This window comes from uncultured Dialister sp., assembly GCF_937959425.1.
Classification (GTDB): Bacteria; Bacillota; Negativicutes; order Veillonellales; family Dialisteraceae; genus Dialister.
On the sequence record NZ_CALGPS010000154.1, the window covers coordinates 1 to 12,422 of the forward strand.

Here is a 12,422-nt window from a genome sequence, read left to right on the forward strand (position 1 = left end):
ACTGGATTCGTAGGGAGCCGCAGGCGACTGAGAATCCAGTGACACGCTTCCCTTTTGGCAAATCCCGCGAAGTGGGATAGGGGGTGGCCACCGCAGGCCGCATATAAAACTTCATTGCCCGAAGGGCAATCCACAACCCTTGGGCCCAGAGGGCCCATCAAACTTCAGAACCTTAAGAACCTTCGGGGCCAAAGGCCCCGTCAACCCTCACGCCGCAGGCGTGTCATGAGCCGCCCCTACATTGCATTTCCCACAGTTTTCGGTATTCTGCATTTTCTTTCATCAGTCCTTCATGGGTGGAGGTGGTGACTTTTCCGTCCTGCCCTATCCAGAGGACCTGGTCGGTGGCGGGGAAGTGGCGGAGGCGGTGGGAGATGAGGAGGGTGGTGCCTTTCATGGACCGGAGGGCGCGGAAGATGTGGTCTTCGGTGGCATAGTCCAGGGAGGCGAAGGGATCGTCTAGAATGAGGAGGGGCCGCCTATGGTAAAGGAGGCGGGCGAGGAGGATGCGGGATTTCTGGCCTCCGGAGAGGCGGATGCCTCCTTCGCCTACAGGGGTTTGGATGCCCTGGGGGAAGGTGGACAGGTCCTGCTTCAGGTCTGCCGCTTCCACGGCTTTTTCGAGATTTCCTTCCTGACCCAGACGGATATTGTCTTCCACGGTGGCGCTGAAGAGTTCGGGCTCATGGCCCATGTATCCGATGAGGGAGGAGGGGGATATGTCTTTTCCCAGTTCCTTTCCGCCCCAGGTGATGGAGCCTTTATGGGCCGATTCCATGAGGAAGAGGCGGCCCAGGGTGGATTTGCCGGAGGCTGTTTCTCCCGTAATGCCTATGATTTCACCGGGACGGGCATGGAAGGAAAGATTTTGGATGGTGGGGCGTGCGGCACCGGGGTAGGTGAAGGATACCTGATGGACGGACAGCAGCGCCGGGGTGGCGATTGGGATTTCTTTCTTTTTCTCCGGCGAAAGGTAGGGGTGGATGCGCTGCCAGGATACTTCTGCTTTCTGCAGGGCGTTGAAGAGGTGGGCGGCGTGGGAGGCTTTCACTGCCAGCCGGGTGAAGCAGGCAAGGTAGGCGGCGAAGGCGGCAATATTCCATGTTTCCCAGCCTTCACCCAGTACGTTTTTCCCGCCCAGCCACAGGATGAGGAGGGAGCCGGTCATGGCAATGACCTGGTAAATGGGTTCCATGGTGTTTTCCCATAGGCCGGAGGAAATCCGCTTTTTCTGATAGTCTTCAAGGAGACGGCTGTAGCGCCGGTTCTGTGCCTTTTCCTCGCCGAAGAGGCGGTAGGTCATGGCGTTCTGCAGGCGGTCCATGGTGCCGGAGGCCAGGCGGCCGGCGGATTCTCTGGATTTCCGGCTGGCGGTGGTGACCGGCTTTTTCAGCCTGTCTGCCAGGTAGTAGGCGGCAGGAGGGAAGAGGAGCACCAGGATGGTGAGGCGCCAGTCGTAGTAGAAGAGCAGGGCGCTGTAGGCGGCCATGGCAATGCCGGTGTCGAAGATTTCGGTGGTGAATTTCCGCATGCCCTCGGCGCAGGCGTCCACGTCGGAAATGACTCTTGTCATGAGGCCGCCGGCGCCTTCTTCCTGAAGGTGCTGCCGGCTTTCGTCCAGAAGCTTTGTGTAAATGGTTTCCTTCATGGAAAGGGTGGTGTTGTTGGCAAAGCGGCGTACGGAGAGCCGTTTCACGTATCGCATGGCCTGCACGAAGAGGACGGTGGCCAGGTAGGCAAGGGCAAGGAGCACCAGGTCCATGGGCAGGCGGATCCCTTCCAGAATGTCGGCGATGCACTGGGACAGCTGTCCTTCGAACCAGGGGGTGAGCACCAGTCCCAGATTGTAGAGAAGGCCGCTTACGGCGGCAGCAGAGAGGATTTTCTTTTCCTTCAGAAAGTACCAGCTCACTTTGTCAGTCCTCTTTTCCATTTCCTCTCCTCCTTTCTTCTACCCATTATAGAATAGGCGGCAGAGGAAAGGGTTAAAGAAATAATAAAAAGTATGGGAGGGAATCGGATTCGTATGTGAACCGATTGTAAACTGCGTAAAAGAACAGGATTGACAGATTGCATTGTTTATCATATACTTAATCACAAGGTAACAATTTGAAACGCAGGTGCTCCATTTTTTGAAAGGAAGTATTTCATTATGGACAGTGCTTGTGAAGAAATTATCAGATTGGCTGAAAAAGTCATGAATGGCGGTGAGATCACAGAGGAAGAAGCAAAGAAATTAATCCGTACCAAAGATGAGGATACCATGCTCCTTCTGGCCATGGCGGACAAGATCCGCCAGAAGTTCAACGGCAATGCGGTGGACTTCTGTGCCATCATCAATGCCAGAAGCGGGCACTGTCAGGAAAACTGCAAGTTCTGCGCCCAGTCGGGCTGGTACCATACCGGCGCCAAGGTGTACCGCCTCCTTCCGGAGGATGAAATCCTGGCGGCTGCGAAGAAGGCCAAGGAAGCGGGCGCTGTCCGTTTCTCCCTGGTTACCAGCGGACGGAATCAGGACAATCCCAATGAGTTTGAGGAAATCATCGATATCGTGAAGAAGATTCGCGAGCAGGTAGGCATCGAAGTATGCTGCTCCCTGGGTCTCATTACCAAAGAGCAGGCCATCCGCCTGAAGGAAGCGGGCATTACCAGAATCCACTGCAATATCGAAACAGCGCCTTCCTATTTCCCGGAAGTGTGCTCCACCCACAGCATGGAGGATAAGGAGGTCATCATCCGCACCGCCCAGGAGGCGGGCATCCGGGTATGCTCCGGCGGCATCATCGGCCTGGGCGAATCCCTGGACCAGCGGGTGGAAATGGCCTTCAAACTGAAGTCCATGCACATTGATTCCGTACCCATGAACATCCTGAATCCGGTGAAAGGCACGCCCTTCTATACGAACCGCCGCCTGCCGCCGCTGGAAGTGCTCCGCACTTTCGCCATGTTCCGTTTCGTCCTGCCGAAGGCGCTTATCCGCACCGCCGGCGGCCGGGAAGTGAACCTCCGCAGCCTCCAGGCCTACGCTTTGACCGGCGGCCTGAACGGCATCATGGTGGGTGGCTACCTCACCACCGGCGGCCGGGATCCGAAGGAAGATATCCGCATGACCGAAGACCTGGGACGTTCCATGACCCAGCCTCAGCTTTGATTTCATATACAATTTCATACAGATAGAAATATTCCGCACCATTGTGAAACACGAATATTTCTATTACGTTTGCACGTAAGGTTTTATCAAGGCAGTACCCTGCTATTTGACAGCAGGTGATTTTATAAAAGGAGTGGTTTGCAATGGAAAGCAGCTGTGAACAGATTTTGAAGTGGACTGAAAAAGTTTTGAACGGCGGAGAACTGACCGAAGAAGAGGCCAGAGCCCTTATCCGCACCAGGGACGAAGATACCATGCTTCTCCTGGCCTGCGCCGACAAGATCCGCCAGAAATTCTCCGGCCGGAGCGTGGACCTCTGCGCCATCATCAATGCAAGGAGCGGCTCCTGCCAGGAGGACTGCAAATTCTGTGCACAGTCTGCCCGTTACAATACAGGTGTAAAAACCTATAAATTCCTTCCGGAAGAAGAGGTCATTGAAGCGGCTAAAAGAGCGAAAAAAGCCGGAGCAGCCCGTTTCGATATTGTTACTGCAGGCCGTGACCAGAGAAATCCGAAGGACTTTGCGGAAATTCTCGACTTAATCCGTCGTATCCGCAAGGAAGTGGGCATCGAAGTATGCTGCTCCCTCGGATTCCTCACCCAGGAACAGGCTTACCAGCTGAAAGAAGCCGGTATCAGCCGCCTGCATTGCAATATCGAGTCGGCACCTTCCTTCTTCAAGGAAGTCTGCACCACCCATACAGCGGAGGAAAAGGCGGAGAACGTGGCCCGTGCCCAGAAGGCAGGCATCCGCGTATGCTGCGGCGGTATCATCGGTCTCGGTGAATCGCTGGACCAGCGGGTGGAAATGGCATTCCACCTGAAGGACATGCATATCGATGCGGTACCGCTGAACGTACTGAATCCTATCCCCGGTACCCCCTTTGAGCACAACAAGCGCCTTTCTCCCCTTGAAATCCTCCGCTCTTTTGCTATGTTCCGCTTCGTCCTCCCCAAGGCCCAGATCCGCACCGCCGGCGGACGGCAGATCAACCTCCGGAGCCTCCAGTCCATGGCCCTTGCCGGCGGCATGAACGGCGTCATGATCGGCAACTACCTCACCAGTAAGGGAAGCGATCCTCAGGACGATATTGCCATGCTCCACGATCTGGGAAGAACACAGACAGCGCCGAATTTGAACTGAGACAGTGGGCTAGTGAGCTAGTGGGCTGGTGAGCTGGTGGACTGGTGGGGACTGGGGACTGCTGTCGGCTGTCCGCTGTCGGCTGTCCGGGGGGCCGATGGGCGCTGGGCAGTTTGCACATGATTCTAAAGGAAAGCATAGGGGTTTATTCTGCCCCCTGAATAGGGGGAAGTCCCGCGAAGCGGGATAGGGGGTGGCCGCCTTTGGCGGCCAATTCAGCAGAATGGTAAGCGGGAAAATGAAACGCAGCCAAAGCCGCTTGTACCCTTCCGGCAGTTCCCCCTTTGGTGCCTGCGGCACCACCTTTCCCCCTGTTCAGGGGGCACTATGGGCGCTGAACAGTGTGCCACATATGACAACGCAGGGAAGTATAGAGAGGTTTATTCTGCCCCCTGAATAGGGTGGCAAGCGAGCTTGGGTCGCACTAGCGAACTGGATTTGTAGGGGAGTAGAGCGACCCGAAAATCCAGTGAGTCAGTGACAGCAGTGGATGTAGGGGAGCAGTAGCGACCTGAGAACCAAGTGAGACGCTTTCCCGTGGAGGAAGTCCGGCGAAGCCGGATAGGGGGTGGCCACGATAGTGGCCAATTCCTGCTGACTGGTATTTACTGACAGATGAGACACTAGTGTCATGCACCAGGATTCTTCACTTTCGCTTAGAATGACTTGCCCGGCAGAAGGGTAAGAACGTAACGCTGACTTTATAATCATTGCCGCGTCAGCGGTGCACAGCGAACTGGATTTGTAGGGAGTCGTCAGACGACTGAAAATCCAGTGAGTCGTTTCCCCTGTGGGGCAATTCACACCCCTCAGCCTCGCAGGGGCTGTCAAACCTAAGAACCCTCGGGCCAAAGTCCCGTCAAACTTAAGAACCTTTTTCCACAACCCTGGCCGCCAAGCGGCCTATATACTGCGGCGACAGCCGCCACTACAACCCTCAGCGGCACAGCCGCTGTCAAACTTACGAACCCTCCGGCCCTGAAGGGGCCGGTCAAACTTTAGAACCTTTTGCGCTCAAGGAGCGCAGACATGGGAAGAAGTGAAACAGAGCATATGGATGAAAACGTAAAATATATAGAAGACTGTATGGACAAAGTCCTTGGCGGCAGCGACATTACCAGGGAGGAAGCGGGAAAGCTCTATGAAGCAGGAAAGAAAGAGCCCCTCTTCCTCATGGCCGCTGCCGATAAAATCAGGAAAACCTTCTGCGGAGACAAGATGCGTTTCTGCAGCGATGTGAATGCCAGAAGCGGCCGGTGCACGGAAAACTGCAAATTCTGCGCCCAGTCCGGCTGGTACCACACCGGCGTGAAGGAGTATCCCCTCCGGAGTCCGGAGGACCTTCTTCATGAGGCAAAACAGGCGGAAGCCTACGGCGCCGAACGGTTCGGCATCGTCACCAGCGGGCGGGGGCAGAGCGACCCTGTGCAGTTTGCCTCCATTGTGAAGGCAGTGAAGCTCATTACTGAACAGACGAAACTTTCTGTCTGCTGCTCTTTGGGCCTTTTAACCGACGACCAGCTCAAACAGCTGAAAGATGCTGGCTGCCAGCGCATTCACTGCAATCTGGAAACAGCACAGCGCTATTTCCCCCATATCTGCACCACCCACACCTACGAAGAAAAGGAAGACCACATCCGCCGCATCCAGAAGGCGGGCCTCGAAGTCTGCTCCGGCGGCATCATGGGCCTTGGAGAGACCGACGAGGACCGCATCGACATGGCCTTTGCCCTTAGGAGCCACCACGTTACCAGCGTGCCCCTCAATATTTTCAGCCCCATTCCCGGCACCCCCTTCGGGAAAAACAAACCGCCGAAACCGGTGGAAGTCCTCCGCATGTTTGCCCTTTACCGTTTCATCCTGCCCCATGCCATTATGCGCGTCTGCGCCGGCAGAGAAACGGCTCTCCGGGACCTCCAGGCCTTTGCCCTGGCCGCGGGGCTCAACGGCGCCATGATCGGCGGCTACCTCACCATCGCCGGCCGTCCTCCGGAAAAGGACAAACAGATGGCTGTGGATTTGGGAAGGACACTGTAAGGAAATCATGATTCCAAAAGAGCTGTGAGAAAATGTTCAATCATTTTCCACAGTTCTTTTTGTTATTACTGTATTTGGGGATTTTTAAAATGACGGCAGGCTTCCCCATTAGGGAGTGAAATTTCCCGGTTCCTCTTCATTCATTCTTTCTTATGGAGAAGAAGTCCCTGTCCTCATGTACAGGGGCATGGGGGTATCATTCCCGCCGGCAGGCGCGTTCCTCTTGCTTTTTCCTGTACAATCCGCTACAATATTTATGACCTTGAGTAATATTTTGGTAAATAGAGAATTGAATGCCGCAGACACCACTGGTGAGTCTGCGGTTCTTTTTTACCCTTTTCAGGAAAGAAGGAAATCCTATGAACAGAAAAAAGGCAGCCCTTTTGACGGCTCTCATGGTGACCGTATCTTCCGCTTTCTGCGGCAGCGCTCCGGCAGCAGCGGCAGACAATGCGGCAAATACGGCAGTCACGGAAAAGGCGGCATCTCTCCACGTAGACAATACCAAATGGAATTACGATGCAGATAATGACATTTACTACCAGATCGGTCTCACATACTGCGAAAAGCCGGTGGCAGCGGAGTATGAGTCCCTCGCGGTCTATGTGCCGGGGGCCTACATGAAGGGCGTCAGGAATGAAGACGGCACCTACACCTGCACTGTGGATAAAGAGGCAAAAGTGGGCGGCTATACGGCGGAAACGGCGCCGGTGGTGATGCCGGTCAATACCGGCGGCTATGCAGCCCAGAAGGCACCCTCCTCCTATGCACCGGAGGGGCTTAATACCTATCTGTCGGAGGGATTTGTGTACGTCTACGCCGGCTGCCGGGGCAGGGACAACGGCACCAATCCCGACGGCACGTCCTTTGACGGCGGCGCGCCCTGGGGCGTCACCGATTTGAAGGCGGCAGTCCGGTACCTTCGGTACAATGACAGCTCTCTTCCCGGCGACAAGGACCGGATTTTCACCTTCGGCCACAGCGGCGGCGGAGCCCAGAGCAGCCTTATGGGAGCCACCGGGGACAGCGAACTCTACATGCCCTACCTTGCTTCCATCGGTGCCCTCATGAAGGATGATGAAGGGAAGACCCTGAGCGACGCTATTGACGGTGCCATGTGCTGGTGCCCCATTACGAACCTCACAGAGGCAGACCTTTCCTACGAATGGATGATGGGACAGTACAGCAGTGAAGGCACCAGGGCCTACGGCACCTGGACCAGGTCTCTTTCAAGGGATATGGCCAGAGCCTATGCGGAGTCCCTGAACCGGCTGGGCCTGAAGGATGAAAATGGAAATCTTCTCGCCCTGTCTCCCTCTTCCAACGGCATTTACACCGCCGGCACCTACTATGACCACATGAAGAAAACCATTGAAACATCCCTCAACCATTTCCTGAGTGACACCACCTTCCCCCTCACCACGGGACAGGATGATTTCCATGTGGACGGCGCCTTCCCAGGGCAGGGAAAAGAGGATATGCCCCATTTCCCCATGAGTCCCAATGGCCGGCCCATGATGATGGAAAAAGAGGAACCCCATACCTATAACAGCGCCAAAGAATACATTGACGCCCTGAATGGCGATGACCCCTGGATTTCCTACGATGAAAAGACAAACACCGCTGCCATTTCCTCCATCGAAGCCTTTGTGACCCACATGAAAAAGCCCACCAAAGCAGTAGGCGCCTTCGACGACCTGAATAGAGACCAGGCGGAAAACCGGCTCTTTGGAAACGGCGAAGAAAATGCCCTCCACTTTGACGGCAATATGACCTACCTCATGGAAAAGAGAAAGGATACCTACAAGAACTACAGTGACTACGACGACTCCATCCGCCTCTCCTATGAAGGGGACATGAACAACGAAGATGCCCTTCATACCCCGTCCCTTGTAAGACAGCTCATGTACGATCCCATGACCTTCATCCTGGTGGGAGAAGGGGAAAAGAAACCCTCCACCCTGGCCAAACACTGGCGCATCCACACCGGCATTTCCCAGGGCGACACCTCCCTCAATACGGAAATGAACCTGGCCCTGGCGCTGAAACAGCGGAAAGACGTGGAAGACGTGGACTTCACCACCGTATGGAACAAGAAGCACACCCTGGCGGAACGCACAGGAAGCAGCACGGATAATTTCATCGACTGGGTGAAAGAAGTGACGAAAGCGGAAAATCGGTAAAAGAGCTGCGGCCGAATGACGGAACGGCTGTCAGATGCCAGACATCAGACATCAGACATCAGCCATCAGACTTCAGGCTTCTGCCAACGGTTTGAAATCGTTTCTGAAAATATAGGGAATCACTGATTAATTCATAGAGTCTACTTTCATAAGAATTTTTATGCACTGCTTCGTCATGAAGCTCCTTAAATAGCTGGCTATTCGCGTCGCCTCACTCCTTGCATTGCATAAAAATTCAAGAATGAAAGCAAACAACGAATTAATCAGCGCTTCTCTGGGAATACAGAAAAAGACTGCGAAAAGTGATTGACATTTTTCACAGTCTTTTTCCTTTGCCGGTTTTATTTCAAAATATTCATGAAAATCATAAGGATGGAGGCGTTCAGAAAGTCCACCACGAAAGCGCCGATTAAGGGGATGACGAAGTAGGCGGTGTGGGCGGGGCCGAAGCGTTCGCACATGGCGTTCATATTGGCAATGGCGTTCGGTGTGGCGCCCATGCCGAAGCCGCAGGTGCCGGAAGCCATGACGGCGGCTTCGTAATTTCCTCCCATAACCCGGAAGATGATGAAGTAGGCAAAGAGGGCCATCACCACGGTCTGGATGAGGAGGGTCACCATGAGGGGCACCGCCAGGTCCGCCAGCTGCCAGAGTTTCAAACTCATGAGGGCGCAGGAGAGGAAGATATTGAGGCACATGCCGCCAAGGACTTCGCTTTCCTTCTGGTAAATGCCGTAGAGATGGGTGCCTTCTGCAATGTTTCGAATCACCGCCGCCACAATCATGGCGCCGATGTAGCCCGGGAACACGAGGCCGATGTCGATGAAGAACTGGCTCACGTAGGTGCCAAGGCCCATGGCCAGAAGGAGCTGGCCGAAGGCGTACATGAAATTGTCCATGTTGAGGTAGTTGGCTGCCGCGTCTTCATCTTCCTCGGTCTCCGGATGGGGCCCCATTTTTCCACCGGGAAGGGAAGCGTCTATTTCCTTTCCCTCCGAAGAGGTAAGGTGAAAGCGTCGGATGAGGAGTTCACCGATAGGACCGCCGATAAAGGAACCTGCCACCAGACCGAAGGTGGCAGCGGCAAAGGCGATGGTGGTAGCGTCGGAAAGGCCCATGGATTCCAGCACGGGACCGAAGGAGCCGGAGGTGCCGTGGCCGCCTACCAGGGGAATGGAGCCGTCCGCCAGTCCCATGAGCGGATTTTCTCCGAAAACCTGGGAAAGGGAAATGCCGATGAGGTTCTGGATGATGATGAGGATGCCCACCAGCACCGCCATCTTGATAACCAGAAGGCCGCCTTTCTTAATCAGGTTCACGCTGGCCATGTAGCCGATACTGGTAAAGAAGAGCATCATGCACCAGTTCTGCATCACCGTGTCCTGGGTATAGGTCCACAGGCCTTCGGTGTAAAGAATACAATTCACAATCGAAAAGATGGTACCGCCGATGACAGGCGCCGGAATGCAGTATTTCCGGAACAGCTTGATTTTCGTCTTCAGAAAGCCGCCCAGAAAAAAGACAGCCACCGCCGCCGCCAGGGTCTGGTACATATTCAAGTTGATTTCCATAATAAGTCCCCCATTTTTTATTACAGTTGAAAGTATAATGGAACAGGGGCGGCTGGTCAAGGAATATCAGGAATAGGTATGGAATGGACAGTTTTTGTTATGAACGGAAAGACTCCCGTTTCTTTCGTGAAACGGAAGTCTCTTGGTTTAACATTTTATGCGCTCTGGTGGGTGATTGTCTTAAGCAGGGAAGGCTCTTTAGACAGAATCTTCAGAAGGTTGGAAATGGCGCGGCTCGGCAGGATTTCGCCGCTTTCATATTTTTGAAATGCCTTTTTGCCGCCGCCCAGCAGGGTGCCTGCCTGTACCTGCGTGAGTTTTAACTTTTTTCGTATGGCTCGGATTTCATCAGGAAGGAGCAGCTGTTCCGCTTCCGCTTTTAAACGATTGATGGCCTTATCGTAGATTTTTAAATCTTCATCGGTAAAGGTGCCTTCGTCATTGCTCTTGGGATACCAGCCGGGCATGTCAAAGGTTAGGCTGTGTTCCTTGTAGGTAATGGTCATGGGACGCACATCGCGAATCAGTTCTTCTCCCGTTTCTATGTCGTATTTTCTGTGGTCATTCATTAAAATCACCTCATTTTTCCTTGAATGAAAGCAGGGCAAATTCCGTGATGGTACCCTGCGTGAATTTAATATAAAGAAGCAGACCCTGATAGGGAACATGGTATACATCCTGCCAGATATGACGGTCTCCATAGGAAGTCATGGATTTGTAAAAGTGTTTCCTTTCCATGGATTGAATGGCAGCATGGATATCAGAACGTCCAAAACCTAAGGAAGCAGCACCCATCAGAGCGGAGCGCTTGATTTCAGGGCGGGAGTGTTTAAAAGATTCTAAGTCATAGGTGGGAGTACGCTTGTCCACTACGTTTGGCATAATATCACCTCAAAGTTTCTGGCTTCATTTTAGACCATAATGGTGCATTTAGCAAGGCGGTTTTCACAGAAGATGAAAATTTAACAGGCTATGACGGTCTGCGTAAACCATGTATAATAGAGCCATACAATGAATAGTAAAGGAGTATGCCATGTTTGATTTTCTGGATATAGGCACCCTGATTTACCGTGTGCCGGCCCTTCTCATCGCCCTTTCCTTCCATGAATACGCCCATGCGGCGGTGTCCGATGCCCTGGGTGACCCCACGCCTTCCCTGGACGGGCGGCTCACCATCAACCCCATGGCCCATCTGGATGTGCTGGGGACGATTCTTCTGGTGCTCTGCGGCTTCGGCTGGGCCAAGCCTGTGATGATTAACCCGAGGTACTACAAGGATTACAAAAGCGGCGTTTTGAAGGTGTCCTTTGCCGGCCCGGGCATGAATCTTTTTCTGGGATTCCTGTCCATCCTTCTTTCTGCCATCCTTCTTCGGCTTGGTATGCTCAGCCGGGAAAGCGCCCTCTTTCTGAACTGGATTATGATGTACAATGTGTGGTTTGCCTTCTTCAACCTTATCCCCGTACCGCCGCTGGACGGCTCTAAAATCCTCTCCATGTTCCTGCCGGGAGAGCTGTCCTTCAAATACGAAAATTTCAACGCCCGGTACGGTTTCGTCCTCCTTATGGTGGTAGTCTTCAGCGGCCTCATCAACCGCATCATCAATCCCCTGGCCAATCTTTTCATCTCCCTCTGCAGCTATGTGGTGTACCTGGTGTTTTAACTAGTGTACTAGTGGGCTGGTGGGCTGGTGGGCTAGTGACGCGGCAGGTTATGTAAAAGGGTTGTGGCCCCTTCGCTCAGGGGGGGCGGAGAAACGACTGTCCGATGGCTGCGATCAGGGTATATGAAACGATGGACAGCATCCATAGTCCCACCGCTCAGCGGGGGGAAGGTGGTGCCGTAAGGCACCAAAGGGGGAGAGTCGGAGGCGGCTGATTCACCACCATGTTTAGCGTGATTTACGCAGCAGGAGAGGAATCCTGTAACGTCTTGCGCCTTTTTTAGGGGTGGCAGGTGAACGAAATTTGTAGGGAGCCATAGTGGCACAAATGCAAGCCCCGTAACGCTGACTTTATATTGCGCCCATAGGGCGCCTCCACAACCCTCGCCCGCAAAGCGGGCGTCAAACCTGGGAACCCTAAGAACCTTCGCCCCCTTTGGTACTACGTACCACCTTCACCCATAGGGAAGCGTGTCACACGATTCTCAGGTCGTTTCACTCCCCTACAGCACGGCTATCACCGACTCACAATATTTTGCGCGTCACTGCGTTCCTTCAAAATATGTTCGCTGGTGTGACTCGTGTTCCCTTGCCACCCCGCAAGCGGTGGGACAACAGGGGGGAGAGAGAACCCTCTGAACCCTCGATCGGGATCGGGGGAGCTGGCTTTCT

At 54.0% G+C, this 12,422-nt stretch carries 9 protein-coding genes; 5 read left to right on the top strand and 4 right to left on the bottom strand.

The features are described 5' to 3' along the window. Window positions 1-223: 223 nt before the first annotated feature. Window positions 224-1,933 carry an ABC transporter ATP-binding protein gene (locus Q0482_RS06365; protein ID WP_299144792.1) on the bottom strand — a complete coding sequence of 570 codons (1,710 nt, stop codon included), beginning with the start codon at window positions 1,931-1,933 and terminating at the stop codon, window positions 224-226. A gap of 219 nt (window positions 1,934-2,152) precedes the next feature. On the opposite strand from Q0482_RS06365, the gene bioB (Q0482_RS06370) reads away from it, so the two are divergent. The 4 genes from bioB (Q0482_RS06370) to Q0482_RS06385 all read left to right on the top strand — a co-directional run bounded on the left by bioB (Q0482_RS06370) (window position 2,153) and on the right by Q0482_RS06385 (window position 8,516). Further along, complete coding sequence (gene bioB / locus Q0482_RS06370; RefSeq protein WP_299144794.1) at window positions 2,153-3,151, top strand: biotin synthase BioB; 999 nt, start codon at window positions 2,153-2,155, stop codon at window positions 3,149-3,151. A 143-nt stretch (window positions 3,152-3,294) separates the two neighbouring features. Continuing rightward, entirely contained in the window at window positions 3,295-4,296 is a 1,002-nt protein-coding gene (gene bioB / locus Q0482_RS06375; RefSeq protein WP_299144796.1) for a biotin synthase BioB, read from the top strand. Window positions 4,297-5,325: 1,029 nt separating this feature from the next. Further along, complete coding sequence (gene bioB, locus Q0482_RS06380; RefSeq protein ID WP_299144798.1) at window positions 5,326-6,333, top strand: biotin synthase BioB; 1,008 nt, start codon at window positions 5,326-5,328, stop codon at window positions 6,331-6,333. Between the two features lie 359 nt (window positions 6,334-6,692). Beyond that, window positions 6,693-8,516: a subtype A tannase gene (locus tag Q0482_RS06385; RefSeq protein ID WP_299144800.1), complete on the top strand. Its 1,824-nt coding sequence runs from the start codon at window positions 6,693-6,695 to the stop codon at window positions 8,514-8,516. 341 nt (window positions 8,517-8,857) lie between these two features. Here Q0482_RS06385 and gltS read toward each other — a convergent pair whose 3' ends face one another. From gltS to Q0482_RS06400, 3 genes are all read right to left on the bottom strand, one after another. Then, window positions 8,858-10,087 carry a sodium/glutamate symporter gene (gltS, locus tag Q0482_RS06390; protein WP_299144802.1) on the bottom strand — a complete coding sequence of 410 codons (1,230 nt, stop codon included), beginning with the start codon at window positions 10,085-10,087 and terminating at the stop codon, window positions 8,858-8,860. A 155-nt stretch (window positions 10,088-10,242) separates the two neighbouring features. Further along, window positions 10,243-10,656, bottom strand: coding sequence for a type II toxin-antitoxin system MqsA family antitoxin (locus Q0482_RS06395; RefSeq protein WP_299144804.1), 414 nt, complete (start codon window positions 10,654-10,656; stop codon window positions 10,243-10,245). Between the two features lie 10 nt (window positions 10,657-10,666). Beyond that, a complete protein-coding gene (locus Q0482_RS06400; RefSeq protein ID WP_299144806.1) occupies window positions 10,667-10,969 on the bottom strand; it encodes a type II toxin-antitoxin system MqsR family toxin in 303 nt (100 codons plus the stop codon). A 151-nt stretch (window positions 10,970-11,120) separates the two neighbouring features. On the opposite strand from Q0482_RS06400, the gene Q0482_RS06405 reads away from it, so the two are divergent. After that, window positions 11,121-11,750 carry a site-2 protease family protein gene (locus Q0482_RS06405; protein ID WP_299144807.1) on the top strand — a complete coding sequence of 210 codons (630 nt, stop codon included), beginning with the start codon at window positions 11,121-11,123 and terminating at the stop codon, window positions 11,748-11,750. Window positions 11,751-12,422: the final 672 nt, after the last annotated feature.